Annotated in this window: 24 protein-coding genes; 15 read left to right on the plus strand and 9 right to left on the minus strand. The window is 54.1% G+C overall.

Going from position 1 to position 26,230, the window contains the following annotated elements; all coding sequences use genetic code 11:
* The first annotated feature begins 1 nt into the window (after position 1).
* The 8 genes from lepA (at position 2) to JOD69_RS04060 (ending at position 7,065) form a co-directional block, all read left to right on the plus strand.
* Positions 2-1,807, plus strand: coding sequence for a translation elongation factor 4 (gene lepA, locus JOD69_RS04025; RefSeq protein WP_086135430.1), 1,806 nt, complete (start codon positions 2-4; stop codon positions 1,805-1,807).
* 28 nt (positions 1,808-1,835) lie between these two features.
* Complete coding sequence (gene lepB / locus JOD69_RS04030; protein WP_086135431.1) at positions 1,836-2,609, plus strand: signal peptidase I; 774 nt, start codon at positions 1,836-1,838, stop codon at positions 2,607-2,609.
* A gap of 46 nt (positions 2,610-2,655) precedes the next feature.
* On the plus strand, positions 2,656-3,033 hold the full coding sequence (locus tag JOD69_RS04035) for a DUF4845 domain-containing protein (protein WP_086135432.1): 378 nt from the start codon (positions 2,656-2,658) through the stop codon (positions 3,031-3,033).
* Between the two features lie 144 nt (positions 3,034-3,177).
* Positions 3,178-3,870: a ribonuclease III gene (gene rnc, locus JOD69_RS04040; RefSeq protein WP_086135515.1), complete on the plus strand. Its 693-nt coding sequence runs from the start codon at positions 3,178-3,180 to the stop codon at positions 3,868-3,870.
* Entirely contained in the window at positions 3,867-4,748 is an 882-nt protein-coding gene (gene era / locus JOD69_RS04045; RefSeq protein WP_086135433.1) for a GTPase Era, read from the plus strand. Before rnc ends, era begins: the two co-directional genes overlap by 4 nt.
* On the plus strand, positions 4,708-5,493 hold the full coding sequence (gene recO, locus JOD69_RS04050) for a DNA repair protein RecO (RefSeq protein ID WP_210023806.1): 786 nt from the start codon (positions 4,708-4,710) through the stop codon (positions 5,491-5,493). The genes era and recO overlap by 41 nt, the downstream gene beginning before the upstream one ends.
* Positions 5,493-6,245: a pyridoxine 5'-phosphate synthase gene (gene pdxJ, locus JOD69_RS04055; RefSeq protein WP_086135516.1), complete on the plus strand. Its 753-nt coding sequence runs from the start codon at positions 5,493-5,495 to the stop codon at positions 6,243-6,245. Before recO ends, pdxJ begins: the two co-directional genes overlap by 1 nt.
* A gap of 163 nt (positions 6,246-6,408) precedes the next feature.
* Positions 6,409-7,065 (plus strand): hypothetical protein, encoded by a 657-nt coding sequence (locus JOD69_RS04060; RefSeq protein ID WP_139841164.1) that lies wholly within the window; start codon positions 6,409-6,411, stop codon positions 7,063-7,065.
* 25 nt (positions 7,066-7,090) lie between these two features.
* Here JOD69_RS04060 and JOD69_RS04065 read toward each other — a convergent pair whose 3' ends face one another.
* A complete protein-coding gene (locus JOD69_RS04065) occupies positions 7,091-8,356 on the minus strand; it encodes a GGDEF domain-containing protein (protein WP_168175368.1) in 1,266 nt (421 codons plus the stop codon).
* A 287-nt stretch (positions 8,357-8,643) separates the two neighbouring features.
* Between JOD69_RS04065 and dusA the strand changes: the two genes are divergently transcribed.
* The 3 genes from dusA (at position 8,644) to hemH (ending at position 11,233) form a co-directional block, all read left to right on the plus strand.
* Positions 8,644-9,618, plus strand: coding sequence for a tRNA dihydrouridine(20/20a) synthase DusA (gene dusA, locus JOD69_RS04070; RefSeq protein WP_077729212.1), 975 nt, complete (start codon positions 8,644-8,646; stop codon positions 9,616-9,618).
* Positions 9,619-9,681: 63 nt separating this feature from the next.
* A complete protein-coding gene (folE, locus tag JOD69_RS04075; protein ID WP_077729211.1) occupies positions 9,682-10,239 on the plus strand; it encodes a GTP cyclohydrolase I FolE in 558 nt (185 codons plus the stop codon).
* A 1-nt stretch (position 10,240) separates the two neighbouring features.
* Positions 10,241-11,233: a ferrochelatase gene (gene hemH / locus JOD69_RS04080; protein ID WP_086135435.1), complete on the plus strand. Its 993-nt coding sequence runs from the start codon at positions 10,241-10,243 to the stop codon at positions 11,231-11,233.
* A 14-nt stretch (positions 11,234-11,247) separates the two neighbouring features.
* On the opposite strand, the gene JOD69_RS04085 is transcribed toward hemH, so the two are convergent.
* Positions 11,248-12,108, minus strand: coding sequence for an HDOD domain-containing protein (locus tag JOD69_RS04085; protein ID WP_077729209.1), 861 nt, complete (start codon positions 12,106-12,108; stop codon positions 11,248-11,250).
* 172 nt (positions 12,109-12,280) lie between these two features.
* On the opposite strand from JOD69_RS04085, the gene JOD69_RS04090 reads away from it, so the two are divergent.
* Together JOD69_RS04090 and mrcB are read left to right on the plus strand one after the other, a co-directional pair.
* Positions 12,281-14,119, plus strand: a complete 1,839-nt coding sequence (locus JOD69_RS04090; protein ID WP_077729208.1) for an EAL domain-containing protein — start codon at positions 12,281-12,283, stop codon at positions 14,117-14,119.
* A gap of 65 nt (positions 14,120-14,184) precedes the next feature.
* Positions 14,185-16,518, plus strand: coding sequence for a penicillin-binding protein 1B (mrcB, locus tag JOD69_RS04095; RefSeq protein WP_086135436.1), 2,334 nt, complete (start codon positions 14,185-14,187; stop codon positions 16,516-16,518).
* Here the strand turns inward: mrcB and JOD69_RS24505 are convergent.
* On the minus strand, positions 16,515-18,425 hold the full coding sequence (locus tag JOD69_RS24505; protein ID WP_245245465.1) for a FimV/HubP family polar landmark protein: 1,911 nt from the start codon (positions 18,423-18,425) through the stop codon (positions 16,515-16,517). The genes mrcB and JOD69_RS24505 overlap by 4 nt on opposite strands.
* A 6-nt stretch (positions 18,426-18,431) precedes the next feature.
* Here JOD69_RS24505 and JOD69_RS24510 point away from each other — a divergent pair, with 6 nt between their 5' ends.
* On the plus strand, positions 18,432-18,605 hold the full coding sequence (locus JOD69_RS24510) for a hypothetical protein (protein ID WP_245245466.1): 174 nt from the start codon (positions 18,432-18,434) through the stop codon (positions 18,603-18,605).
* Between the two features lie 973 nt (positions 18,606-19,578).
* Here the strand turns inward: JOD69_RS24510 and JOD69_RS04105 are convergent.
* From JOD69_RS04105 to adk, 5 genes are all read right to left on the minus strand, one after another.
* Complete coding sequence (locus JOD69_RS04105) at positions 19,579-20,601, minus strand: aspartate-semialdehyde dehydrogenase (protein ID WP_086135438.1); 1,023 nt, start codon at positions 20,599-20,601, stop codon at positions 19,579-19,581.
* A gap of 18 nt (positions 20,602-20,619) precedes the next feature.
* Positions 20,620-21,708 (minus strand): 3-isopropylmalate dehydrogenase, encoded by a 1,089-nt coding sequence (gene leuB / locus JOD69_RS04110; RefSeq protein WP_077729204.1) that lies wholly within the window; start codon positions 21,706-21,708, stop codon positions 20,620-20,622.
* Between the two features lie 33 nt (positions 21,709-21,741).
* On the minus strand, positions 21,742-22,383 hold the full coding sequence (leuD, locus tag JOD69_RS04115) for a 3-isopropylmalate dehydratase small subunit (RefSeq protein WP_077729203.1): 642 nt from the start codon (positions 22,381-22,383) through the stop codon (positions 21,742-21,744).
* A complete protein-coding gene (gene leuC, locus JOD69_RS04120; RefSeq protein WP_086135439.1) occupies positions 22,380-23,948 on the minus strand; it encodes a 3-isopropylmalate dehydratase large subunit in 1,569 nt (522 codons plus the stop codon). Before leuC ends, leuD begins: the two co-directional genes overlap by 4 nt.
* A gap of 103 nt (positions 23,949-24,051) precedes the next feature.
* Positions 24,052-24,696 carry an adenylate kinase gene (adk, locus tag JOD69_RS04125; protein ID WP_077729201.1) on the minus strand — a complete coding sequence of 215 codons (645 nt, stop codon included), beginning with the start codon at positions 24,694-24,696 and terminating at the stop codon, positions 24,052-24,054.
* 190 nt (positions 24,697-24,886) lie between these two features.
* On the opposite strand from adk, the gene JOD69_RS04130 reads away from it, so the two are divergent.
* Positions 24,887-25,258, plus strand: a complete 372-nt coding sequence (locus JOD69_RS04130) for a DUF202 domain-containing protein (protein ID WP_077729200.1) — start codon at positions 24,887-24,889, stop codon at positions 25,256-25,258.
* Positions 25,259-25,324: 66 nt separating this feature from the next.
* Here JOD69_RS04130 and JOD69_RS04135 read toward each other — a convergent pair whose 3' ends face one another.
* A complete protein-coding gene (locus JOD69_RS04135) occupies positions 25,325-26,155 on the minus strand; it encodes an EcsC family protein (protein WP_077729199.1) in 831 nt (276 codons plus the stop codon).
* Positions 26,156-26,230: the final 75 nt, after the last annotated feature.

The following is a 26,230-nucleotide window of genomic DNA, read 5'->3' on the forward strand; positions in this document are numbered from 1 at the left end:
CGTGGCTGATCAGCAGCATATTCGTAACTTTTCCATCATCGCTCATATCGACCATGGCAAGTCGACCTTGGCAGACCGATTCATCCAGACTTGCGGAGGACTTAGCGATCGCGAGATGCTCAACCAGGTGCTCGACTCGATGGACATCGAGCGGGAACGCGGCATCACCATCAAGGCTCAAAGCGTAACGCTCAACTATAAGGCCAAGGATGGCGAGACCTACCAGCTCAACTTGATCGATACGCCCGGTCATGTGGACTTCTCCTACGAAGTGTCCCGATCATTGGCTGCCTGCGAAGGCGCCTTGCTCGTGGTCGACGCAGCGCAGGGGGTGGAGGCGCAAAGCGTAGCGAACTGCTATACGGCGATCGAGCAGGGCCTGGAAGTCATTCCCGTGCTGAACAAGATCGACTTGCCGTCGGCCGAACCCGAGCGGGTTTGCAAGGAGATCGAGGAGATTATCGGGTTGCCGGCCGACGAAGCCTTGAAAATCAGCGCGAAAACCGGCCTCGGTGTCAATGATCTTCTTGAACAGCTGGTGAGCAAGGTGCCTCCGCCCAAGGGAGATCCCGAGGGGCCTTTGCAAGCGCTGATCATCGACTCCTGGTTCGACAACTATCTGGGAGTCGTTTCGCTGGTGCGAGTGGTTAACGGTTCCATCTCCCGGAAACAGAAGATCCTCATCATGTCCACCGGAAAGAGCCACTTGGTGGAAAAGCTGGGCGTCTTTACCCCAAAGTCCTTCGATAAGGAGACACTCCAAACCGGCGAGGTAGGGTTCGTCGTGGCCGGTATCAAGGATATTTTCGGTGCGCCGGTGGGGGACACGATCACCGCGGCCGATCGCCCTTGCCAGGCCCCGCTGCCGGGGTTCCAGCAAGTCCAGCCGAGAGTGTTCGCAGGGCTCTATCCTGTTGAATCCGACGATTACGAAAATCTTCGGGAGGCGCTGAACAAGCTGCATCTCAACGATGCCGCGCTGCAGTACGAGCCGGAAACGTCGCAGGCTTTAGGGTTCGGTTTTCGGTGCGGGTTTCTCGGCATGCTGCACATGGAGATCATCCAGGAGCGGCTGGAGCGAGAGTATGATCTCGATTTGATCACGACAGCGCCGACCGTCGTTTACGAGGTGCTCAAAACGGACGACGAGACGATTCTGATCGACAATCCGTCCAAGTTGCCGCTGCCCAACGAAATTGCCGAAGTCCGCGAGCCGATCATCGAAGCCAATATTCTTGTGCCGCAGGATTATTTGGGCGCGGTGATGACGCTTTGCGTCGAAAAGCGCGGCATACAAAAAAAGATGCAGTACATGGGCGGGCAGGTGTCCCTCAGCTTCGAGTTGCCTCTAAGCGAAATCGTATTGGATTTTTTCGACCGTCTTAAATCCGTGAGCCGCGGGTTCGCTTCGTTCGATTATGAGTTCAGGCGTTTTCAGGCAGCGCCGCTGGTCAAACTGGACATTCTCATCAACGGAGAGCGTGTGGATGCGCTGTCTTTGATCGTGCATCGGGACATCAGTCAAACTCGGGGGCGAGATCTCGTGGAGCGAATGAAGGATCTTATTCCGAGGCAAATGTTCGAAGTTGCCATTCAAGCCGCTATTGGTTCGAAGATCATCGCTCGGTCCACAGTCAAGGCGATGCGCAAGAACGTGCTGGCCAAGTGTTACGGCGGCGATATTACCCGTAAGAAGAAGCTGCTGGAAAAGCAGAAAGCCGGTAAGAAAAGAATGAAGCAGGTAGGGAAGATCGACATTCCGCAGGAAGCGTTTTTGGCGGTGTTGCGCGTAAACAAAGATACCTAGTACCGAAAAACAACAAAAGACCCAGCTTATGGATTTCGATTTTTCGTTTTTTTTGGTCATGGCTACCGCCCTGACCGGGATCATTTGGGGCGGTTACGCGTTGCTGCGGCGCTTTCAGCCGGCTACGGCTTCGGCGAAAGAGCCGATTATCGTGGAATATGCTCGTTCGTTTTTTCCGATCGTTCTGATCGTACTCTTGCTGCGATCGTTCTTGGTGGAGCCATTCCGTATCCCTTCGGGTTCCATGATGCCGACTCTGCTCATCGGCGATTTCATTCTCGTCAATAAATACACCTACGGTATTCGTCTTCCGGTTTTGAACACGAAGATCGTCGAGATGGGCGAGCCTGAGCGGGGCGATATCGTGGTATTCCGTTTTCCGAAAGACCCGAAGGTGGATTACATCAAGCGGGTTATCGGTTTGCCTGGCGACCGCATCGCGTATTACAACAAACAGCTTTACGTAAACGGAGAAGCCATCAAGCAAACGACCATCGCCGAATATCAAGGGGTGGGGCAGGGCAACGCCATGACCGGTGCGCGCCTTTTAAGCGAAGACTTGAAAGGGGTTAATCACGACATCCTGATTCGAGAAGGCCAGCCTTCGGTGCAGGGGGAATTTACGGTACCCGAAGGTCAGTATTTCGTCATGGGCGATAATCGCGACAACAGCAACGATAGCCGGTACTGGGGTACCGTGCCGGAAAGCCATTTAGTCGGAAAAGCGTTTTTCATTTGGATGAGTTGGGACTGGGAGAACGGCGGCATCGCATTTGATCGTCTCGGTACTATATTGAATTAGTGGTTCTAGTACCGAAACTATCCGAAAACTCCCGGAGTACGCGAAAATGGCTAATGTCCCTTCCCGGCAGAGCGGTCTGACGCTTATCGGCTTTTTGTTCGTTCTATTCTTAATCGGTTTTTTCTCCTTGCTTGTACTCAAGATCGGCCCGGTGTATCTGGAGCACTATAAGGTCGTGTCGTCGCTTGAATCGCTCAAGAAAGATAACGATCTCGCTTCGAAAACCAGAGACGAAATCTTGACTCTCCTACAGAAACGCTGGGAGATCAACATGGTCGAACGGGTATCGACCAAAGATGTGAAGATCATTAAGGAGGGATCTTATCTAAAGATTGAAATAGCTTATGACGTCGCCGAGCATCTTTTTGGAAACGTGGATGCTTTGCTGCACTTTAACGATCTTATCGAGGTCGGATCGAATTGATGAAGAGCGTTTCTAGTTACTGCTTTCTGTGTGCTTGCCATCCGCGTCAAATGACGCGGACCCGCATAAATTGGTCGTTTCTCCGAGCTGTCACTCACTCGGACAGGTCGTTATGTGCTTAACTCGTATCCCGCCGGTGGACTCGTGATTTTGGAACCGGAAAAGATCGCCAAAAAACTGGGCTTGCATTTCAAGAATCCCGCCTTGGTCAAGAGAGCCTTGACTCATCGGAGTGCTGAGAGCGAGAACAATGAGCGGCTCGAATTTTTGGGCGACTCCGTGCTCGGGTTTGTGATCGCGGAAAGGCTTTATGACAAGTTCGCGGAGGCGGACGAAGGCGTGCTCAGCCGGTTGCGCGCGACTCTCGTGAATCAAAGCTCTTTGGCGGAATTGGCGCGTAAATTAAATCTGGGGGATTACTTAGTTCTGGGGTCGGGCGAATTGAAGAGCGGCGGATATCGGCGCGACTCGATTTTGTCCGACGCGCTGGAGGCCGTCATTGGCGCTCTGCTTATCGATCAAGGGATGGATGCCTGTCGGGAGTGGATTTTAAACCTCTTTGCCGAGCCGATAGACCGTCTTTCGCTGCGGGATTGGAAAAAGGATCCGAAGACCCGATTACAAGAATTGATGCAAGCGCGAGGACTCGAATTGCCTACCTATACCCTCAAAACGGTCATCGGTCAGCCGCACGACCAGAGCTTTTGCGTGGAGTGCCGCGTGTCGCTGATCCCGGTTTCCTGCGAGGGCGTAGGGCCTTCCCGGAAAAAGGCCGAACAGCAAGCGGCAGAAAAGATGCTGACTGTGCTGGCGGAAAAACTGGGGCTCAAACCATGAAAGCAGGCTTTGTCGCGCTCGTGGGGCGCCCGAACGTCGGTAAATCTACCCTCCTCAATCATCTGGTCGGACAAAAAATCAGCATCACGTCCCGCCGGCCGCAGACGACGCGGCATCGGATTTGCGGTATCAAGACCACCAGAGACGGACAGATTGTTTTTGTCGATACTCCGGGCATTCATGCCAGCCAAAAGCGGGCGATGAATCGCTACCTCAACCGCGCAGCGGTCTCCGCCCTGCTTGACGTCGATGTGATTGTCTGGCTCATCGACAGACCGATGTGGCTTTCCGAAGACGAGTTGGTCCTGGAGAGGATCAAGTCTGCAGGGGTGCCTGTCATCTTGGTCATCAATAAAGTCGACAGGCTCGAGGATAAGGCGCTTTTATTGCCTTTTATGGAAGAGGCGGCGGCTCGCCACTCGTTTGCCGATTTGGTTCCGGTATCCGCCTTAAAGGGCACGAATCTGGACGTTTTGGAGCGGAAGATCATCGAACTCTTGCCGGAGGGCGAACCGATTTATCCGGAAGATCAAATCACCGACAAGCCGGAGCGTTTTTTTGCCGCCGAAGTCATTCGGGAAAAATTGCTTCGTTCGCTGTCCCAGGAGGTGCCTCATGCGCTGACGGTGGAGATCGAGCAATTCAAGCTCGAGGGCGGATTGACGCGAATCAGTGCGGTGATTTGGGTCGAGCGCGAGGGTCAGAAGGCAATCATCATCGGCCGCAGCGGCGAAGTGCTCAAGAAGGTCGGCGAGCGGGCGCGGCATGAACTGGAACGTTTGCTCGATTGCAAGGTTTACCTGGAGCTTTGGGTTAAGGTCAAGAAAGGTTGGTCGGATGACGAGCGTGCTTTGCACAGCCTCGGCTACAGCGAATGACGCGAGCAAGGGTGCTTCTCGGGACTTCCAAGGCCGCATCTCGCTGCAGAACGGATTCGTCCTTCACAGTAGACCTTATCGCGAATCAAGCCTTCTTCTCGACGTATTTACATTGGATTTCGGTCGCCTTCGCCTGCTGGCAAAAGGTGCGCGCAAGAGCAAAAGAGGATTGCATTCTCTACTTCAGCCATTCGTTCAATTGCGTCTTTCCTGGGCGGGAAAAGGCGATCTACCAGTCTTGACGGCTGCGGAATCCATCGGAGGAACCAGCATCAAGTTGAGCGGGCCCAAGCTGTTCTGCGGATTTTATGTGAACGAGTTGCTTCTCAATTTTCTCCCTTCCCGCGATCCTCATCCGGAAGTATTCGATCTATATCGGAATACCTTGGATCAACTCGCAGCAGATGACGGCATGGAACGGATTCTAAGATTGTTCGAAGTCTCTCTGCTGGGCGAGATGGGTTACGGTATGGCCTTTGATCGGGAGGCAACGTCCGGGCAACCGATCGATCCGGCAAAAAGATATGTGTACAGAATCGAGGAAGGTCCGGTAGAGAACGACGAAAGGACTGCGGATTCGGTCGGAGGTGCCACCTTGCTTGCATTGGAGCGGAAGACGCTGAACGATCCGGATGAACTTCAAGAGGCGAAGCATCTGATGCGACGAGTAATCAATTATTATCTCAACGGAAAATCTCTTAAAAGCCGGGACTTTTTCAAGCAAGTCACAAAAAGCAGACCATGATGACGACCTCTCGCCCTATCTTACTCGGCGTAAACATCGATCATATCGCCACCATTCGACAGGCTCGGCGTACCAAATACCCCGAAGTGATCCAGGCGGCCTTGCTCGCGGAGCAAGCTGGCGCCGACGGTATTACCGCTCATCTTCGCGAGGATCGCCGGCATATTCAGGACAGAGACATCGGATTGTTGCGAGAGATGATCGAGACCCGTCTAAACCTGGAAATGGCGGTAACCGATGAGATGGTCGCTATCGCAAAAACCGTGCGGCCACAAGCGTGCTGCCTGGTTCCGGAGCGACGCGAAGAATTGACCACGGAGGGTGGTCTGGATGTGTCCGGAAATTTCGAACGAATTCGTGCCGCTTGCGAAACGCTGGGCGAAGCCGGGGTGGAGGTCTCCCTGTTCATCGACGCCGATTTTCGGCAGATCGAAGCGGCAGCGAAAACCGGTGCTCCCGTGATCGAATTACATACCGGCCACTATGCCGATGCCGCTTCGAACAAGGAAAGTAAAGATGAGTTTCACCGCTTGGCACGGGCGGCAGAGTATGCATCCGGAATCGGCCTCAGAGTGAATGCGGGGCATGGATTGAATTATCACAACGTAGGGGAAATTTGCCGCATTCCCCAAGTCGAGGAGCTCAATATCGGGCATTCCATCGTGGCGAGGGCGCTGTTCGTCGGGCTGGAGCGAGCGGTGAGCGAGATGAAGCGGGCGATGGTATCGTCGCGCTTATCAATTGACCCATAGGGCTTATTCTGCCATAGTTGAACAGCTATCGAATCGAACAACTGGTCCGCTTTCTCGCATTCCGTCGTCATCGAGATGGCGCGTGGTGTAGAGAATGCTCGGGGCCCAAATCAAATATAACGATGGTTTGCGATAGCTGGGGCAGCATAGCGGAGGAGATGGGGTGTACGAAAGATATCAGAGCGAGTCGACGACTGCGCCAGCATTGCGCGCCGGGACTACGGTTCGGTATCCAGTGTCGGCCGCTTGGTGGCGACCTCCGCAAGTGCTTGTCGCCTTGCTTGCGGTTTGTCTCTGTTCGTTGGTCATTCTCTATTATTTATCGGCGCGTCTTGAAACCACGGTAGCCGGTCCAGCGGAAGGTCACGCCCGGATCAAGGCGATCAACCAGCAAATGGAAGCGCTGCAACGCAAGTTCGGCATTCTCTTGGCCGAATCGGTTGAAATGAGACTTAAAACCCTTCAGAAGAACATTGAGGCGGGAGCGGTCAGTTCCGCGGATCTCGAGGCCTTTGAACAATTAAAGAGCGATCTGGTGCTGTTGGAAGGTTATGCCGAAGCCGGCGGAGCCAATGCGTTCGACAACACCGAGATCGAGCATTCCCGTTTCCGGCGGTTATCCGGTTCGGGAGTAGTCCGTAACGAAGAGCTTATGGATGAGGTTTTGCAGGTAAAGAACCTGCTTTACTTTTGTGCCGCCAGTCTCGCAACGACCACTGTTCTCATCAGTGGCTATTGGTTGAGACAGCGGAGTCGGGCGTATCGCCTCCACTCGGGAATGACCGCTGTTCCGATGCTGGCAAAGAAGCCCGGCGATTGATGCCTGGTCTGGACCTCAGGAATATTTAGGTGTTCGACGAGTCACGATTCTCGTGATGCCCCTTTTTGACATGCTCGGCTTCGATCCGGTTTTTCCCCATCCCCTTGGCGCGATACATTGCAGAGTCGGCCCGCCTGATGAAGGAATCCGCCGATTCGTTTGACACGTACACGGTGATGCCGGCGGAGAAAGTCGGCAAAGCCATGGCCGTGCCGCCAATTGAAAACGTGGTTCGGTGGACCTGCGCCTGAATTTTCTTGAGCGCCCATAAAGCGCCATCCAGCTCGGTGTTGGGAAGCAGTACGATGAACTCTTCGCCGCCGAAACGGGCTACGTGGTCGTGACGGCGAAATGCAGGAAGGATTTTTTGGGCGTAAATTTTGAGAACTTCATCGCCTGCAGCGTGGCCGTAACGGTCATTGATTTCCTTGAATCCGTCGAGGTCCACCATGGCCAAGGCCAAAGGGGTGTAGTAACGTTGCACGCGTCCGATCTCATCCTCCAGCCGATTCAAGAAGGCTCGCCGATTGGAAAGCCCGGTTAATTCATCCGTAAGGCTCAGTTGGCGAACTCGTGTGAATTCCAGATCGGTCTTTCGATTATTCGTCTCCAGCAAATCGAGATAAGCTCGGATAATGTCGATTTGTTTGGCCTGATGTTGATGTTCGTTTAACAAAGCGTCGGTCTGCTTTAGAAGTCCAGATCGCGCCGTATCGGTGAGCAAAAAATTTTCGGGATGGCTCAACGCCTGAGCGATATTCTTCAGCAACTGGCCGGAATGTAGATTTGCATCATCAACTTCGTTAAGGCTTGCCGTCAACGACTTGTGGATTTCGGCCATTCCTACGCTTTGTCCTTCGCGAGGCGGCGGCGCGGGGTCCATGTTATGTGATGTCTTTTCGGAAGTCCTCACATGGATTTCTGTGGCCTTAGCCCTTTGTGCAATCACGTCCGGTTTGTCGGGCGAGGGTTCATGGTCTCCTATGATTCGATCGGAAAAGGCAAAATTGGAATGGAACAAAGAATGTTTGAGGTCTTCAACGCCTTTAATTAAGGTGTTTAATTCCGCTAAGGATAAAGACGGACTGAGCAGAGTTTGGAGAAACTCGATTCGTCGCGCGAGCCACTGGCTTCTGTCGGAAACCAACTGTTCAACATAACGGAGAAGTTGTTGAACAAGGGCGCGGTAACGGGTTTCCCTCGCGTTATGAATTTGGGTCAGCGACTCGAAACTATTTTGAATATGATCGATAAGAAGAGGTTCGGACGGGTAACGCCTTAACGCGTGCAAATTGGAGAGTATCCGTTCGAAATCGGCCGGCCGCGATTTCATGACTTATCAAGTGTTAAGGTCAAAGAAGTTAAATTCCGACACGATACTCTGAACATCGAATGCGACAAATAGCTACAGTCTAGTGTGTCCTGGCTGGAAACAAGGAGTGGCTTTCACAGTCCCGATCTAAGAAATTCCCATTGTATTTTTGTCGAAAAAGCCGCGATTCATTCTACCGGTAATCGCTTGCTAATCAATCCTTAAGGCTACAGCCTGTTTTCCACTTCCTTAAGACGACCATCCATATGCAGAGAGTTTTGAGCATAGCCCCGATGTTGGATTGGACGGATCGGCATTTTCGCTATTTTGTACGCCTAATTTCTCGGCGGGTGCTGCTTTATACCGAAATGGTCACCGCCGGTGCGATTTTGTTCGGGAATCGCGACCACTTGCTCGGCTTCCACCCCGCCGAAAAGCCGTTGGCGCTTCAATTAGGCGGCAGCAACCCTTCGGATCTTGCCGAGTGTGCGAGAATTGCCGAAGCGTATGGATATGATGAGATTAATCTCAATGTCGGATGCCCGAGCGATCGGGTGCAGAATGGGCGGTTCGGTGCATGCTTGATGGCCGACCCCGAGTTGGTTTCCGAGTGCGTGGCCGCGATGGCCGGTGCCGTATCGCTTCCGATCACCGTCAAAACCCGAATAGGCATCGATGAGCAGGACTCCTATGAGGATCTCGCGCGCTTCGTCGAGATCGTCTCGTCCGGCGGTTGTCACACCTTTGTCATCCATGCCAGAAAAGCGTGGCTTAAAGGCTTATCGCCTAAGGAGAACCGGGAAATACCACCGCTAAGATACGATGTGGTCGATCGAATCAAAGACGATTATGCGGCACTCGAAATCATCCTGAACGGCGGTATCGTCGATCTGGATCAGGCGGGGCTGCATCTTGAGCGGTTCGACGGTGTGATGATAGGACGAGCGGCCTACCATCAACCGTACTTGCTTGCAGAGGCCGACCGGCGATTTTTCGGCGATGACCGTCCGGTCCGCTCCCGGCGTCAAGTGGTCGAAGCGCTGTTGCCGTATGTCGAAACGGAATTGGGGCGGGGCGTACGTTTACAAGCCATCGCTCGGCACATTTTAGGGTTGTATCACGGTATGCCCGGCGGGCGGGCATGGCGTCGGCATCTTAGCCAGCATGCGACGAAAGCAAATGCGGGAGCGGATGTGCTTCTCGAAGCCACCCGCTATTGCGAAGAGTCAATATGCGTTTGATCGAGAAAGACATGGCGCATTCCTGCGCGATATACTTACCGATCACTATTAGCGACATCAATCATGCAAAACGTAATGGAGCATCTTTTTTCCCAAATCATACAATCTCTTGGGGAGGATATTACCCGAGAAGGACTAGTGGATACGCCTAAGCGGGCGGCGGCGGCTTTTCGTTTTCTCAATAGCGGCTACAATCAGCGCCTCGAGCGTGTCCTCAATAATGCCGTTTTCGAGGCGGATACGGAGGATATGGTGATCGTGAAGGACATCGAATTGTATTCATTGTGCGAGCACCATCTTCTGCCGTTCATCGGTAAATGCCATGTCGCTTATCTGCCTAAGGGTAAGGTGATCGGGCTTTCCAAGATCGCGCGCATCGTCGAAATGTACGCTCGCCGTCTTCAGATCCAGGAGCGATTGACCAAACAAATTGCGGACGCCATTCAGACCGCGATCGATCCCGCGGGGGTTGCCGTAGTAATCGAAGCCAAGCATCTGTGCATGATGATGCGAGGCGTCGAGAAACAAAACTCGGTTATGACCACCTCATCCATGCTGGGTTTGTTCCGCAAACAAATCAGTACCCGTTCGGAGTTTCTGGATCTTATCAACAGAAAATAGCGTGACAGAAGCAGGGAAATCCCACCGTTGGGGTGTGCTTTTGGTCAATCTGGGTACGCCCGAGGCTCCAACCACGGCCGCAGTCCGACGCTATCTGGGCGAGTTCCTATGGGACTCCCGTGTCGTGGAACTGCCGAGGCCAATTTGGTGGATGATCCTTCATGGCGTGATTTTGCGGGTGCGGCCATCCAAGTCGGCACGAGCGTATCGGTCGATCTGGACCGACAGAGGCTCCCCGTTACTGGTGTTCAGCACGGATTTGACTCGATCGGTGCAAGCCGAGATCTCGGCGAGAATGGCTGGGGAAATCGTGGTAGAGGTGGCGATGCGCTACGGTAAACCCGGAATTCGGGAAAAATTGGAGAAGTTGAATAGCGCCGGGGTCGATGGACTTCTGATTTTGCCGTTGTATCCCCAGTATTCGTCACCGAGTACCGGGACCGTATTCGATGCGGTCGCCTCGGTGTTGAAGAATTGGAGATATGTTCCGGAGACCAGATTCGTCAGCGACTATCATGATTATCCGGCGTATATCCGGGCTGTGGCGAACCGAATCGAAGATTTCTGGCGCGACAATGGCGGACCTCATTTTTTGTTGTTTTCATTTCACGGTTTACCGGAACGAAGCCGCTCCCTAGGCGATCCTTACCATGAGCAATGTCGTGCGACCGCAAAGCTGATCGCGGCTGAACTGAAGCTTCCGGAGAATGCTTGGCAGTTAGTTTTTCAGTCCCGTTTCGGCCCGGGGCGGTGGCTTCAGCCTTATTGCGTCGATGTGCTAAAAGCACTGCCGCAAAAGGGCGTTAAGGACGTCGATGTCGTTTGCCCGGGATTTGCCGTGGACTGCTTGGAAACCTTGGAGGAGATCGGCATTACCAACAAGGAGGTCTTTGAAAGAGCGGGTGGTGCCCAGTATCGGTTAATCCCCGCGCTGAACGATAGTCCGGAACATGGCCGCGTCCTGGCTGGTTTGATTACAGAGCACTTGCGGTAAAAGATAAAAGTCGCTCAACCGGCATAAATAAGCTTGAATACTTGATTGAATTGTTCGTCGAGTTTTTGGGCCAACTCATTCGCAGTTGCGATGTCAGTGCCGAAAAGACTCGGCTTGTCCATGTCGGTTACTGTGGTGTCGCGTGATGCATGATTAGAATAGCGTGAATAAACAAAGGATTGTGCCTGAGCGACCAGGGCTGCTTCGCAACTGAACACGTCGGCATTTTCCGGCGTATCGTGGTGCTCGATAGTCACGGCGATGATCTCCGGCAGCTTCCATAGCCGAGCCAATTCGGCGCCGACCTGATAATGGTCGAATCCGATAACTCGTCTTTCTCCTTCCTGATAGCTTATGTTCTCCGATTCCGCTAAAAGTGCCGCGGCACGGGCCAATTCCGGAAGGCGGTGATACACGACCAATCGCCCTATTTCATGTAATAGTCCACATAGAAATACGGCCTTTAGACGTTCGCCAAAGGGATGACAACTCGCGAATAATCTTGCCAATAGCGCACAGCGCACGCTCATGGCCCAGAATTCCTTCATTGTCATCAAGGTATTCGTTAAAGATGAAAATTTATCGATCACTAAAGTAGTTAATACCAAACTCCGAATTTCGTGGATGCCGACGATATTGAGTGCACGATGAATGGAGGTGACTTTGGTCGGAATTCCATAAAAGGCGCTATTGACGACCCGTAGCAGCCTTGCTGTGAGACCAGGATCATTTTCAATCAGTGTGCCGGCATCGCGCAGATCGGCCCCCGGGTTATCCAGTAGTTCATTCAGTTTTAAGAATAACTCCGGGGGGGAAGCTAATTGCACGTTCCCATTCAAAATTACGCGGACGCTAAGCGGGGTGAATGCATACATCGCTTTAGCTCTTGATGCGCATACCTAATACTATCCTGTCGTTAATTTGATTTGACTGATACGCCGATAAGTGGCATCTATATCACAGTTGGTTCATGGAAGACTTTATATGTGACGCGAGTTCCAATTGCCTCCTTTATTCTAACTGAGCTTCAGGTTTTTATCGGGTGCTATGACGCCAACCAACCAGTTCGGCGAAAAGTTAATTATTATCGGTGAGCATAATGAGCGTCATCGTGCCCAAGTCGAGTTAATCCTATCCGAAGCCGGTTTCGTGAATTTCGTAGCGGTCTCTAATGGAAGAGAGCTTCTTGAGCAATTGAGAAAATTCCAGCGGAGCCCTGAAGAAATCGGACTTATTATTCTTAATAGTAGCCTGCCCGAATGTCAGATTGACGAGTTTTGCCTGTCTTTTTCCTCGATAGACGAGGGAATCGGCATTCCCGCTATCATTTTTACTGAAGAATCGGTCGAATTGGACAGCACGCAAGTACGCCGCCTAACCCAGCTGAGCAGGCAAGGCGTCAGTCTAATTACCAAGCCTATTCGCGGACGCGATTTTATCCCCTTGGTTAACATGAGTTTGATACTCAGAAACGAGCGTCACCTGAGACGTAGCCAAGAAGAGCAACTTTTAAACGAACTCTCCGAACGCAAAATCATGGAGGCCCGATTCAAATATCTCGTGGCCCACGATGAGTTGACCGGCCTTGCAAATCGCCGCAGCTTGGAAAAGAAACTTCAGCTAGCCATCCACCGGTGCCGGAACTTCGATCAGGAAGGTGCATTGCTGTACCTGGATCTTGATCGGTTCAACATGATCAATGATCTTGAGGGACACGAGACCGGCGATCGTTTATTAGTGGAGACGGTCAGCCTGTTGCACGGCACGCTCGATTCGGACCACATCGCAGCCAGGATCGGAGCTGACGAGTTTTGTATCTTTCTAGAAAACGTCAAACAGCAGGAGGCATTGTCCATCGCTGAACGGCTCCGCCAAGCCATGGATGGTTTTCGCTTCGTTACCGGACAAGACAGTTATCACATATCGGCCAGTATCGGTGTGGCCCTGCTGGAATCGCGGAGGATGGCCAGTCATCCGAGTGTGCTGATTGCCGAAGCGCATCAGGCCTGTTACGCAGCGAAGGCGAACGGGCGTAACATGGTTCAGTTGTATAACGACAAAGATACCGAGGCTTGCACGCGGCGAAGCGACATCTTATGGGTTCCGCTGATCCGGGAAGCCTTGATGGAAAATCGGTTTTTTCTGGTTTTTCAGCCGGTTGTCAGGGTCAAGGACGGTGCCATTACGCACTACGAGGTCTTGATCCGGATGAGGGGCAAGCGTTCGGATATATTCTCGCCGGGAGAATTCATTCCGGTCGCCGAGCGCATGGGTTTGATTCACCATATCGACCTGTGGGTGGTCGATAAATCAATCGATTTCCTGGCCTCTCTGCCGGAACACCAGTCGCATGTCAGTCTAACGATAAATTTGTCGGGTGTTGCATTTCAAGATCAGTCCTTGTTACCCCTGATTAAACAAAAATTGGAAATGACCTGGATCTCCGCGTCTCGGCTTGCATTCGAGATTACCGAAACCGCGACTGTCGCGAATTATCAGCAAACTCGGGAAATGATTGCCCGCATAAGGGCGCTGGGATGCCATTTTGCCTTGGATGACTTTGGTGCCGGCTTTAGTTCGTTCGATTACATCAAAAAGTTTCCAGTCGATTATTTGAAAATCGATGGACAGTTCATAAAAAACCTGCTTCATGATGAAACAGACCAGGTACTTGTCAAGGCAATGATCGATATCGCTCGGAAGCTGGGAAAAAGGACCATCGCCGAATTTGTGGAAAACCCGAAGGTTCTTTCTCTCTTAAAAACGCTCGGCATAGATTATGTCCAAGGTTATCTGATCGGTAAGCCGGAACCCCATCTACTCGACAAAACGACTATCTCGATTAACGAGATCGCCGGTTCTTCGCAGTCGACTCAAGCTGCCTAGCCGAATCCGCTGTTTTTAGTTTCCGGTCCAGTTGATTAAGCCCTGACGGGCATATTTTTTATCCCATGCAAAACACCAGACGCGGCAAGACGCCACGCAAAAAACGGTCGTCCATCTTGTCTTTTCTGAACGCGTCATTTCGGCGCATCGCACTGTATTTGTCTCCCTTCGTGATCGCGATCATCGTCGGATATCTGGCCTATGTGGACCACACGGTCCGTCAGCAATTCGAGGGTAAGCGCTGGTCTTTGCCGGCCCGGGTTTACGCCAGCCCCGTCGAGTTGTTCGCCGGTTACGAGATGAGTGCCGATCGGCTCGAATGGTTATTGGAGCAGCTGAAATACAGAAACGATCCGAGCTTGTCATCGCAGGGTACTTATTTCAGGAAGGGTGCCGAGTATACGCTGAAGACGCGCGATTTTCGGTTCTGGGACAAACTAGAAAACTCTCGCAACATACGGGTGCGATTCGATGCCGGGCAAATAAGTTCGGTTAGCGACCCCGAAGACGCCAAGCCCCTGGCATTGTTTCGTTTGGACCCGGTCCAAATCGGGACGTTTTATCCGGCTCTGAAGGAAGATCGTATATTGATCAAGCTCAATCAAGCGCCGGAGCTTCTCTTAAAGGCCCTGTTCTCGGTGGAAGACCGGGATTTCTACGAGCATTTCGGAATTTCGCCTCGCGGCATTCTTCGGGCGATGTGGGCCAACATTCGCGCGGGGGGAATCGTGCAGGGAGGCAGCACCTTGACTCAGCAGCTGGTAAAGAACTTTTTTCTAAGCTCTGAGCGCACCTGGTGGCGCAAGCTTAACGAGCTGGTCATGGCATTGGTATTGGAGGCGCGTTATTCCAAGGATGAAATTCTGGAAGCTTATCTAAATGAAATTTATCTCGGTCAAGACGGTGCCCGAGCGATACACGGGTTCGGTTTGGCCAGCCAGTACTATTTCAGCCGATCGCTGGAAGAGCTGGAACTGCATCATGTTGCTCTGTTGGTGTCTCTGGTGCGAGGGCCATCCTATTACGACCCGTTTAGATGGCCGGAAAAGGCAAGGAAGCGTAGGGACCTGGTATTGGACGAGATGGTGGAACAAGGGCAGATTGCAGCGAGCCAGGCCGAGGAGGCTAAGGCAAAGCCTCTGGATGTGGTGAAGAATCCGCACCAAGCCATCAGCCGCTATCCGGCTTTCCTGGATTTGGTCAAGCGTCAGTTGCAGCAGGAATATCGTCCCGAAGACTTGACCTCGGAAGGGCTCCAGCTTTTCACGACACTCGACATATTCGCGCAGCACTATCTTGAATCGGCCGTCGAGACAACGCTGAAAAAGCTCGACAAACAGACCCGGACGACGCAACTGGAAACCGCCGTTGTGTTTACTCGCCGCGCTACCGGCGAAGTAGCCGCTTTAATGGGATCAAGAGACCCGCAGAATTCCGGGTTCAATCGCGCATTGGACGCAGAACGCCAAATAGGTTCACTGTATAAACCCGTCGTTTATTTGACGGCATTGGAGAATCCGCAACGCTACACGCTGATGTCGCCGCTGCAAGACATGGAGGTTCGGATCAGGAATCCCGGCGGCCGGCCGTGGACACCGAAGAATTACGATAATCGGGAGCACGGCATAATTCCTTTGCATAAAGCCTTAGCGCATTCCTTTAATCTGGCGACAGTTAATTTAGGCATGGATGTCGGGATTGCCCGTACCGCGGAAACCTTACGGAAATTAGGGGTTGAGAAGTCGGTGGAGCTGGTTCCGTCGCTGTTGCTGGGCACCGCCTCGCTAACCCCGTTTGAAGTCGCCCAAATGTATCAAACCCTGGCCAGCGACGGCTTTGTGGTTCCGCTAAGGGCGATTCAGGCGGTTGTTTCACAAGAGGGGAAGACCCTGCAGCGATACGGCCTCAGTGTCAAGCAGTCAATCGATTCAGCGGCGGTTTATTTGGTCGATACGATCCTGCAGGAAGTCATGCGGGAGGGTACCGGGAAATTTGCCTATGCCTATTTGCCTTCCCATTTCGACTGCGCCGGAAAAACTGGAACGACCAATGATCTCAGAGATAGTTGGTTTGCTGGATTTACCGGCGATTATGTGGGCGTAGTCTGGGTCGGGCGTGACGACAACCAGCCGGCAAAGCTAACCGGCGCCCAGGGCGCGTTACCGGTTTGGGCATCTACCATGCAAAAAGTGAGTAAGGAGTCGCTTGAGCTGGAGCCGCCCGAAAACGTCGATTTCGTTTGGATCGATCGTGCAAATGGCTTGAGATCAGATGAAAGCTGCCCCAGCGCGATTCGCTATCCGTTTATTGCGGGTTCTGCCCCGACAGACGTTTCGCCATGCGGTCGGCTGTCGAATCCACCGGAAGGAGTCGACTCTTGGTTTAGGCGTTTATTTTAGGTCCGGCGGCCAGGGCTAGCGAGAGATATGGGTTCCGGCTGAGCGTCTTGTATGCTTAATCTGCCCATCAGCGCTCTTGCCTCCGTTTTCTGTTGCTCATTGCCCATTTCCAGAACTTCCTTGAGCATGTCCAGCGCCGACTGCTTATCATCCATGTCCGCATAAGCCTTAGCCAAATCCAGTTTGGTTTCCAACTGGTCCATGTCGGTCAACGGCGCGTACTGATCCTCGTTTTCATCTGAAAGATTCTCCAGATTTTCCGTGTTTAGCGCTTCGCTTTCCGCTTGAACAGACGAAGCCAAGTCAAGCTCGAAATTGAAATCCGATGTTTCGAGATTCGAAATGGACGCGACGCGGTCCGATTTGGATACGTCATCTTGCGGTCCACTGCTTTTATTCAGCTCATGCAATAGGTCGTCTATGGATTGATCCGCTTCTTCGTGCGTTTTAGTTTCAGGATGAGCTTTCAGTTTGCCCGCGTCAAAAGCAATCAGGTTGTCAAGTTTCGGCAGCTCACTCTCGGGCTCCTTTGAGTTGGCTTCAGAGTCCTCAAGGCCGAAGGAACTGAAATCGAAATCAAACATTTCATTGCCGGATGAGGCGTCGTCAGACTCCGGCTTGTCTTTGTGCTGTGCATTGGCCGCTAGCTCGAGCAAGATATCGTCAATGCTGTTCTCCGAACCCTGTGTTACGGGTTCTTTTCGGGAATTGGACCCCGGCTTGTCGGTCTCAAAGACGATGAGATTTTCGAGTTCTGGAGATTCATCTTCAGGCTGAGCTGTGACGACGGAAGGAGTTTCGCTCCGAAGATCGTCGACATCGAATTCCATGACGGGGTGCTCGGCGGCGATTGCCTGATCTTCATCTGGGTTTTGCGCATCGAAATTGAAGTCGAGAGAAACACGCTTTTCCTCTGCGGATGTCGATGTTTCGGCCACCTCGCTATCGAAGCGCTTCAGATCCTCGATGAGTTCATCGGTAAGATCGATAGAGCCCAGGATGTCCCTTGCATTCGCATCAAGAGCCAAAGGTCGGCTGGACGATGGCGACGCGCTAAACAGCGAGTTTCCGGGACATAATTCCCGTCCCATTTCAACCACATTTTCCCAGAAGTCGGCATCGCCGTCTTTACCTTGTCTTTTGAGTTCCTGGGCGAAACGCTCAAAAGCTTCTCGGTTCTCGGTGGCGTAATGAATTTCCAGAAGCTTGAGCTTGCATTCGTCTCGTTCGGGGTACTGCTCTATCGCGTTCCGGATCAAATCCTCCGCCTGCTTGTAACGGCCGTAAGCGAGATATACATCGGCTTCCGAAATCGGGTCGACTTCGTCCGCCTCGGCTCCTAAGGCGTCAAAATCGCTCGGCGTGAATTCGCTCAGAAAAGAGGTTTTTGTAGCGGTCGTCGGTTCCGAGATTGTGGAGTTGAATTTGGACTCCGCTTTTTTCGCCTTTTGCAGGTTTTCTTTCTCGGTCGCAAGCAAGATGCTTTCGGTCTCTTCGATCATGGCCGCACGGCGACGGGCAAGCAGCCATGGTATGACCGCCAGCAACATCAGACCTCCTGCTGCGGCACCGAGATAGGTCGGCTGATCGAACAAGTCGTCCCAAATGCTGCTCTGTTCAGGCTGCGGCGGCGCGGCAGGAACGGGCTTAGGCGCCTCGACCTTCGGCTGCTCGGTCTGGACGGCGGTGGGTTGGGGTGTTTGAGCCGTTTCTGGAACCGTCTCTGGAGAAGTCGGCGGATTCGCCGGCTGGGTGGATGGCTCCGCCGGCTTCTGTGCTTCCGGAGCCGGTGTCGTTTGAGCTGTTAGCTGTTCCGGATTAGGGGGCTCTTTCTTCGCCGATTCGGCCGAAGGTTGTTGTGCTTGTGGTTCTTGCAGCAGCGCAATCTGTTCGTTCTTCAGGGTCAAGAGACGATGCATCTCCGTCAGTTGCTGCTCGAGCTGAGTCAGGCGGGAACGGAGATCCTCGTTTTCCTGTTTGAGCGTCTCTGCGATTTCGAGCGCAATTTCTCCCTTGGATTTCCCGGCGCCATCCGTGCTTCCTGCGACCGCTTCTTCATCTTTCGTCTTGGTATCGGATGCGGCTAACAATTTGAGCTGAGTTTGCGTCGGCTGTGTCGCGGAGCCCGTCACAGCGCCCAAGCTCTGTGCCTTGTTACTGCGGCTTGCGACTTTCCCAGTCCGACTGCTTGATCGATAAAGCTCATCCCGCGCTTGCGAGCTGGTGAATTGCAGAACAAATTCGCGATCGGGAATTTTCAGCGTTTCTCCTGCCTTCAAAGTGTCCGGCGTGTCTCCATAAAACGCATGTGGGTTGTGCCGGTAAAGGGCGACGACCATTTGTTCCTGAGCGATGCTTGGGTCGCGATTTACCTGTTTGGCGATTTCCCAAAGCGTGGAATCTCTTTTGACTGGCCCGTATTCAGAACCTTGGATCGGACTTTCGGACTCGGATGAAGCGCTTGCCGTCGAAGCACGGGGCTGGGACTTGCGGGGCGAAACCTGGGCATCCGCAGTTTGCGGGTGGTCATCGTTCGGTTGCGCGAATACCGATGGAGATCGGGAGTCGACGAGCACGCGATCGGAGAAGGTGGCGGGCGGGTCCAGCAGTACGGTATATTCGCGCACTACGCGCCCGCGCGGCCAATTGACCTCTACCAAGAAGCTGACGAACGGTTCGTGCATGACGTCGTTCGAACTCACCTCGATGGCATAGCTGCCATCGGGTTTTTGCACGGCGGTAAAACGCAGTTTGGTGAGAAAATAGTGCCGTTCCAAGCCGGCCTTGGCAAAAGCTTCCGGGGACGCCAAAGAGATTTTGACGTCCGCCAGGGAATCCCCGCCGGAAAGGACCAGCGGAATCTCGGCGTTTAGCGACTGATTCAGGGCGGAGCGTAGCCTAATGTCTCCAATACCTAGCGCACTCGCTCCCATCGGGGCCAGTAGACTCATCATCGCCAAGGTTTTTGATAACTTACGCACTTATTGCCGCTCCTTTGTCCAATCGTTCCCGCCATTCATGGTGGCGGGAGCTGCCTAGATTGCTGAAGGAAAGCTTAGCCTAGATGTATGTTTTTGCCAGCACCTCGGCGATTTGTACGCTGTTGAGCGCCGCGCCTTTTCGTACGTTGTCGGCTACGACCCAAAGATCCAAACCTCGCGGGTGGGAAATGTCTTCGCGGATGCGTCCGACATAAACGGCATCGTGCCCGGCTGCGTCGGTAACCGCAGTCGGATAGCCGCCGGGCTTGTGTTCGTCGATCACCGCCACTCCCGGAGCACGGCTGAGCAATTCCCGCGCATGCGCAGCGGTGATTTTTTCCCGAGTCTCGATATGGACCGCCTCGGAGTGGCCGTAAAATACGGGTACCCGCACCGTAGTCGGGTTTACCTGGATACTGTCGTCGCCCATGATTTTGCGGGTTTCCCATACCATCTTCATCTCTTCCTTGGTGTAGCCGTTATCCATGAAGACGTCGATCTGGGGGATGGCGTTGAAAGCGATCTGCTTCGGATAGACTTCGGGGTTGATCGGTTTGCCGTTAAGCAATAAAGCGGTTTGCTTGCCGAGTTCCTCGATGGCCTTTTTTCCGGTTCCGGATACCGCCTGATAGGTGCAGACGTTGATTCGCTCGATGCCGACAGCATCGTAGATCGGCTTCAAAGCGACCAGCATCTGAATCGTGGAGCAATTCGGATTGGCGATGATTCCCCGGGGCTTGTACTGCCCGATGGCCTCCGGATTGACTTCCGGCACGACCAAGGGGATATCCGTCTCGTAGCGGAAACAGGAGGTGTTGTCCACGACCACGCAGCCGGCTGCCGCAGCTTTAGGGGCGTAAACGGCGGAAACCGATGCGCCTGCGGAAAACAGGCCGATCTGTGCCTTGGAAAAATCGAACTCGGCCACATCCTGCACGGTGAGATAGCCGCCTTTGAATTCCACGCGCTGGCCGGCGGAGCGTGCGCTGGCCAGGGCATACACCTGGCCAACGGGAAAGTTGCGCTCCTCCAGGATGGACAGCATGGTCTCGCCCACCGCGCCGGTGGCGCCCAATACTGCAATATCGTAAGTCTTGCTCATGGGGAAACTCGTTCGGGATTAGCGGTTCAATGATCGTAAAGCGGATACGATGGCATCGCCCATATCGGCGGTTCCGACCTTCTTCATGCCTTCGGAGTAGATATCGGCGGTTCGGTAGCCTGCGTCCAAAGCGGCTATCACCGCGTTTTCGATCCGGTCTGCGGAGGCGGCATCGTTGAAACTGTAACGCAGCATCATGGCCAGCGACAGTACGGTGGCGATGGGGTTGGCAACGCCCTTGCCGGCGATGTCCGGTGCCGAACCGTGAATGGGCTCGTACATGCCCTTGCCGTTTTTGTCGAGCGACGCCGAAGGCAGCATGCCGATGGAACCGGTCAGCATGGCGGCACAGTCCGAAAGGATATCGCCGAACATATTGTCGGTCAGCATGACGTCGAACTGCTTGGGCGCGCGCACCAGCTGCATCGCGGCGTTATCGACGTACATATGGCTGAGCTGGACGTCCGGATACTCGCGGCCGACCTCGATCACGATCTCGCGCCACAGTTCGGTGCACTCCAGCACGTTGGCTTTGTCGATGGAGCACAGCCGTTTGTTGCGCTTTTGAGCGATCTGGAACGCGATATGGGCGATGCGGCGGATCTCCGATTCGCTGTAAATCAAGGTGTTGAAGCCTTCCCGTTCGCCCTTTTCATTGATGCGGCGGCCCCGCGGTTTGCCGAAGTAGATGCCGCCGGTCAGTTCGCGGATGATCATGATATCGAGTCCCGAGACCACTTCCGGTTTCAGCGTCGAAGCGGCGACCAACTGGGGATAGAGAATCGCTGGGCGAAGATTCGCGAACAGTTCCAATTCGGCACGTATTCCCAGAAGGCCGCGTTCCGGTCGCACCGAATAGTCCAGCGGTTCCCATTTCGGACCCCCGACCGCGCCCAAAAGCACGGAATCGGCCGCTTTCGCCAGGGTCAGGGTTTCTTCCGGAAACGGCGTGCCTTTGGCGTCGTATGCGGCACCGCCGATCAAAGCGTCTTCAGTTTCAATGTCAAGCCCGAATTCCTGTCTCAGGCAGTCAAGCACCTTTAATGCCTCGGCGACGATTTCCGGGCCGATGCCGTCGCCGGGCAGCACTGCGATCTTCTTGGTCATGCGATTGATGAGTCTCTCTTTGTTTTTTAGAAACTAAGCGTATTCCGGGAACAGCCAAGGCGCGGTTTGGCGGCGGCTCGCTTCGTAAGCCCGGATCTTGTCGGCATGCTGAAGGGTTAGGCCGATGTCGTCCAGGCCGTTGAGCAGGCGGTATTTCCGCGAAGGATCGATTTCGAAATGGATTTTGTCGCCATAATGGGTGGCGATCGTCTGTGTTTCCAGATCTACGGTGAGATCGACGCCGGGACCCGCTTGCTCGAAAAGGCGGTCGACGATTTCGGCATCGAGCACGATGGGCAGAATGCCGTTCTTGAAGCAGTTGTTGTAGAAAATATCGGCAAAGCTCGGGGCTATGATTACGCGGAAACCATAATCTGCCAGAGCCCAGGGCGCATGTTCGCGCGACGAGCCGCAGCCGAAATTCTCGCGCGTCAACAGAATTCGCGCCCTGAAGTAGCACGGTTGATTGAGCACGAAATCCGGGTTCAAAGGGCGATACGAGCAATCCATGTCGGGTTCGCCGCGATCCAGGTAGCGCCACTCGTCGAATAGATAGGGACCGAAACCACTGCGGCGAATGGATTTCAGGAATTGTTTAGGAATGATCGCGTCGGTGTCGATGTTGGCGCGGTCCAAAGGGGCGACTCTGGACGCGAAACGGCGAAAAGCTTTCATTGCTCGGATTTCCTCTTTCGCGCAGACTGATTTCGGGTCGTAGGGGCGGGTTTGGACGTTTTTACGGCAGCAGCCGATTTCGTCCTCGATGCGGCGGCGGTTTTCGCCGGCGCTTTCTTGGCCGGTGCTTTTTTGGGTTCGCTTGCGGGAGACGGCATCAACGGCAGTTGACGGATGTCGACAAAATGCCCGTAGATACCGGCCGCCGCCGCCATGGCGGGACTCACCAGATGGGTGCGGCCACCGTAGCCCTGGCGTCCTTCGAAGTTGCGGTTCGATGTGGACGCGCAGCGCTCGCCCGGTTCCAGGCGATCGGCATTCATCGCGAGGCACATGGAGCATCCGGGGTCTCGCCATTCGAAACCTGCCTCCCGGAAAATTCGGTCGAGGCCCTCCTGTTCCGCCTGGCGTTTCACCAAGCCCGATCCGGGAACCACCAGGGCCTGCTTGATGTTGCTCGCGAGCTTATGGCCGCGGACCACCTCGGCGGCAGTGCGCAAGTCCTCGATCCGGGCGTTGGTGCATGAACCGATGAAAATCTTGTCTATGCGAATATCGGTTATGGCCGTGCCGGGCTTCAAATCCATGTATTGCAGGGCGCGCTTCATGCTTTCACGTTTCACGGGGTCCGGCTCCCGTTCAGGGTCGGGTATCGCGGCATCGATGGGCAATACCAACTCGGGCGAAGTGCCCCAGGTGACCTGGGGGTTGATAGCGGCGGCATCGATCTCGACCACTTTGTCGAATACGGCACCCTTGTCGCTTCGAAGTTGCCGCCAAGCCGCCACCGCCTTGTCCCACAAATTCCCTTTCGGAGCATAAGGCCGGTCTTTCAGATAAGCGATCGTCACCTCGTCGACGGCCACCAGTCCAGCTCGGGCTCCGGCCTCAATTGCCATGTTGCACACGGTCATGCGTCCTTCCATCGATAGGCTGCGGATCGCCGATCCTGCGAATTCGATGGTATATCCGGTGCCGCCGGCGGTGCCGATTCTGCCGATCACGGCCAGTACGATGTCCTTGGCCGTGACGCCTTGGCCGAGCTTCCCTTCCACCTTGACCAACATGTTCTTGGCTTTTTTCTGAACCAGGCATTGCGTGGCCAGCACATGCTCCACTTCGGATGTGCCGATGCCGAAGGCGAGAGCGCCGAAGGCTCCGTGCGTCGAGGTATGGGAATCGCCGCAGACGATGGTCGTGCCGGGCAGGGTCGCACCCTGTTCGGGGCCGATCACGTGGACGATGCCTTGGCGATCGTCGTTCATGCCGAATTCGGTAATGCCGAAGTCGGCGCAGTTCCGGTCCAGCGTTTCGACCTGAAGCCGTGAAATGGGGTCGCTGAGGCCATGTTCGCGTTCGGCCGTCGGCACGTTGTGATCGGCCGTCGCCAGATTGGCTGTAACCCGCCAGGGCTTACGGCCCGCGAGCCTCAGCCCTTCGAAGGCCTGCGGCGAGGTTACCTCGTGAATCAAATGGCGATCGATGTAAATGAGAGTCGATCCGTCCGGTTCGGAGTAAACCACGTGATCGTCCCATAATTTGTCATAAAGGGTTTTGGCGGCCATGGGCTCTTATGAGTGGCGGGTTTTACACGGGGAATGCTGCGCTCCAGCTAATTACTCAGGGGCGGCTTCCCATGGATGTTGGGGTTTGTCCGATAAACCGAAGTTATTCCAACAGCGAAAAAATCTTATCGCGAATGGCTTCAACGCTGCCGACGCCGTCAATGCTGGAGAATTTGACGGCTTCCTGTTCGGCCTTTTGCTTGTAATAGCCGACCAATGGCTTGGTCTGTTCGTGATAAACCTCAAGACGCCTGCGCACGGTTTCTTCTTTGTCGTCGTCCCGTTGAATCAGGGGTTCGCCGGTGACATCGTCCAGTCCCTCGACCTTGGGCGGATTGAAGATGACATGATATGTGCGTCCGGAAGCAGGATGGACGCGCCGACCGCTCATGCGCTTGACGATTTCCTCATCGTCCACCACGATTTCGATGACATGGTCGATATCGACGCCCATCTCCGCGAGCCCTTCCGCCTGAGCGATGGTTCGGGGGAATCCGTCGAACAAAAAACCGTTCTTGCAATCGTCCTGGGCAATGCGTTCCTTGATCAGTCCCAGGATGATTTCATCCGAGACCAGGGCGCCCGAGTCCATGACCTTCTTCGCTTCGAGACCCAATGGCGTGCCTTCTCTCACGGCAGCGCGCAGCATGTCGCCCGTCGAGATCTGCGGAATGTTGAATTTTTCCATTATGGCTTTGGCTTGAGTGCCTTTTCCGGACCCGGGGCTTCCGAGAAGGATCACGCGCATGTCATGGACTCCGTGGTTAATTAAACTTGCAATTCTGTCACAAATGCGCCGGGAATGTCACACTGAGCACTTTATGTGGGAAGCCACCGCTTGCGCCGGTCGCTGGCCGATGTACGTTTCGCAATGTGACCGAGCCAGTTGTGGCCGTATCGTTTAATCCATTCGACAAAATTACCGCTAGACTATCCGAATGTCCGAGCTTAATGACCCGCGCGTATTTTTTGCGGCGGAGCGCACTCTTCTCGCCTGGAACCGGACCAGCTTGGCCTGGATGGCGTTCGGATTTGTGATCGAGCGCTTCGGTTTATTCGTGCATCTGGTTTTTTCGAAACCCGGCGAGCCCTTGCAAAAAGGCATTTCGTTCTGGCTCGGCATCGCTTTTGTGTTTTTCGGAGTCGTCATTGCGATACTGTCCACGATTCAGTATCGAAAGGTCCTGAAAACGCTGAAGCCCGTGGAGATTCCGCGCGGTTATCGGGCCGGTCTGGGGATACTCGCGAATCTGGTCGTCGTTCTGCTCGGCATGACGCTGATCGTTTATCTGTTTTATGGCGAGCTTTGAGAAGATGAAGCGAGATAAAAGCGCCAGGCCCTAATAAGGTTCGAAGTGGAGCCCCGCACGATCCATTCACCATCCTTCCAAGTGGCTAAATCCCTTGATCGATTCAATTTCGTCTTTTTGAATCCGCTGGTATTCCTTCCGCACAACGTCCGGCTTGTATTTTCGTTCCAAACGGCGCAGGGTGAAATGACCGCGTGCCACGTCCTGAAAGTGTTGCATGAATACGAGGTTCAACAGGCCGCCGCTGACGGCGCCGGCTACCGGCACCATCTGCACGGCGACCTCGTCCGAAATGACGACGCCGAAACGGGCGGAAATTCCGCGAATCAACTCGACGCCGGCAGGAACGTTGAGGCCGGAGGCTCCGCCATAATTGGCAACACCGGCGAAATGGAAAGCCAATGTGGATCGCAACCCATAGTAGCCGGTATCGGTTGCATCGTCTTCAGTCGATCGCCCTCCCAAGGCGAACACCTCCACGCAAGCGAGGCGCGCGTCGAGCGTATCCAAGTCCTCGCCCTCGCTGCGCGCGATATCGGCAATCGAACGCAGCATCAGCAAGGTTATGACCGGTAACTCGACCGTCAACCCTACTGGACCGAAAAAGCCGCCGACGGCTCCGGCTGTGAATGCCGCAAACTTGTGGTAGGTGTCACGCGCTCCGGAAACCGCGCGCGCGTCGAGAGTCTTTACCGCCATGCTCATAGCCTGACGGATACTAAATTCGGCTGCTCTATTGACTCGTTGGTGCCAGCTCTTCGGCAATAGTTTGAGCGTTTGTTCGATCGGCGTGCCGATCACGTTGCTTAGGCGCGCGGCGAAGGAGGGGTGTTCCAGATGCTGATACGCCCAGCGCAGTTGCTCCAATTCCTCGGGGGTGAACGATGGTTTTGCCATGACGTGCTCCACGGTTTGCGGTTTGTGCGATTGTCCTTTAGCTGCTGAATATTGGGACAAATCGATCTTGCACAG

It is taken from the genome of Methylocaldum sp. RMAD-M, assembly GCF_017832375.1.
Classification (GTDB): domain Bacteria; phylum Pseudomonadota; class Gammaproteobacteria; order Methylococcales; family Methylococcaceae; genus Methylocaldum.

Bases quoted from the DNA above. Each gene is read 5' to 3' on its own strand.
- lepB (WP_086135431.1), top strand. From the start codon at position 1,836: ATGGATTTCGATTTTTCGTTTTTTTTGGTCATGGCTACCGCCCTGACC.
- JOD69_RS04035 (WP_086135432.1), top strand. From the start codon at position 2,656: ATGGCTAATGTCCCTTCCCGGCAGAGCGGTCTGACGCTTATCGGCTTT.
- era (WP_086135433.1), top strand. From the start codon at position 3,867: ATGAAAGCAGGCTTTGTCGCGCTCGTGGGGCGCCCGAACGTCGGTAAA.
- recO (WP_210023806.1), top strand. From the start codon at position 4,708: ATGACGAGCGTGCTTTGCACAGCCTCGGCTACAGCGAATGACGCGAGC.
- pdxJ (WP_086135516.1), top strand. From the start codon at position 5,493: ATGACGACCTCTCGCCCTATCTTACTCGGCGTAAACATCGATCATATC.
- dusA (WP_077729212.1), top strand. From the start codon at position 8,644: ATGCAGAGAGTTTTGAGCATAGCCCCGATGTTGGATTGGACGGATCGG.
- folE (WP_077729211.1), top strand. From the start codon at position 9,682: ATGCAAAACGTAATGGAGCATCTTTTTTCCCAAATCATACAATCTCTT.
- JOD69_RS04085 (WP_077729209.1), bottom strand. From the start codon at position 12,108: ATGTATGCATTCACCCCGCTTAGCGTCCGCGTAATTTTGAATGGGAAC.
- JOD69_RS04090 (WP_077729208.1), top strand. From the start codon at position 12,281: ATGACGCCAACCAACCAGTTCGGCGAAAAGTTAATTATTATCGGTGAG.
- mrcB (WP_086135436.1), top strand. From the start codon at position 14,185: ATGCAAAACACCAGACGCGGCAAGACGCCACGCAAAAAACGGTCGTCC.
- JOD69_RS24510 (WP_245245466.1), top strand. From the start codon at position 18,432: ATGCATCTCCGTCAGTTGCTGCTCGAGCTGAGTCAGGCGGGAACGGAG.
- JOD69_RS04105 (WP_086135438.1), bottom strand. From the start codon at position 20,601: ATGAGCAAGACTTACGATATTGCAGTATTGGGCGCCACCGGCGCGGTG.
- leuB (WP_077729204.1), bottom strand. From the start codon at position 21,708: ATGACCAAGAAGATCGCAGTGCTGCCCGGCGACGGCATCGGCCCGGAA.
- leuD (WP_077729203.1), bottom strand. From the start codon at position 22,383: ATGAAAGCTTTTCGCCGTTTCGCGTCCAGAGTCGCCCCTTTGGACCGC.
- leuC (WP_086135439.1), bottom strand. From the start codon at position 23,948: ATGGCCGCCAAAACCCTTTATGACAAATTATGGGACGATCACGTGGTT.
- adk (WP_077729201.1), bottom strand. From the start codon at position 24,696: ATGCGCGTGATCCTTCTCGGAAGCCCCGGGTCCGGAAAAGGCACTCAA.
- JOD69_RS04130 (WP_077729200.1), top strand. From the start codon at position 24,887: ATGTCCGAGCTTAATGACCCGCGCGTATTTTTTGCGGCGGAGCGCACT.
- JOD69_RS04135 (WP_077729199.1), bottom strand. From the start codon at position 26,155: ATGGCAAAACCATCGTTCACCCCCGAGGAATTGGAGCAACTGCGCTGG.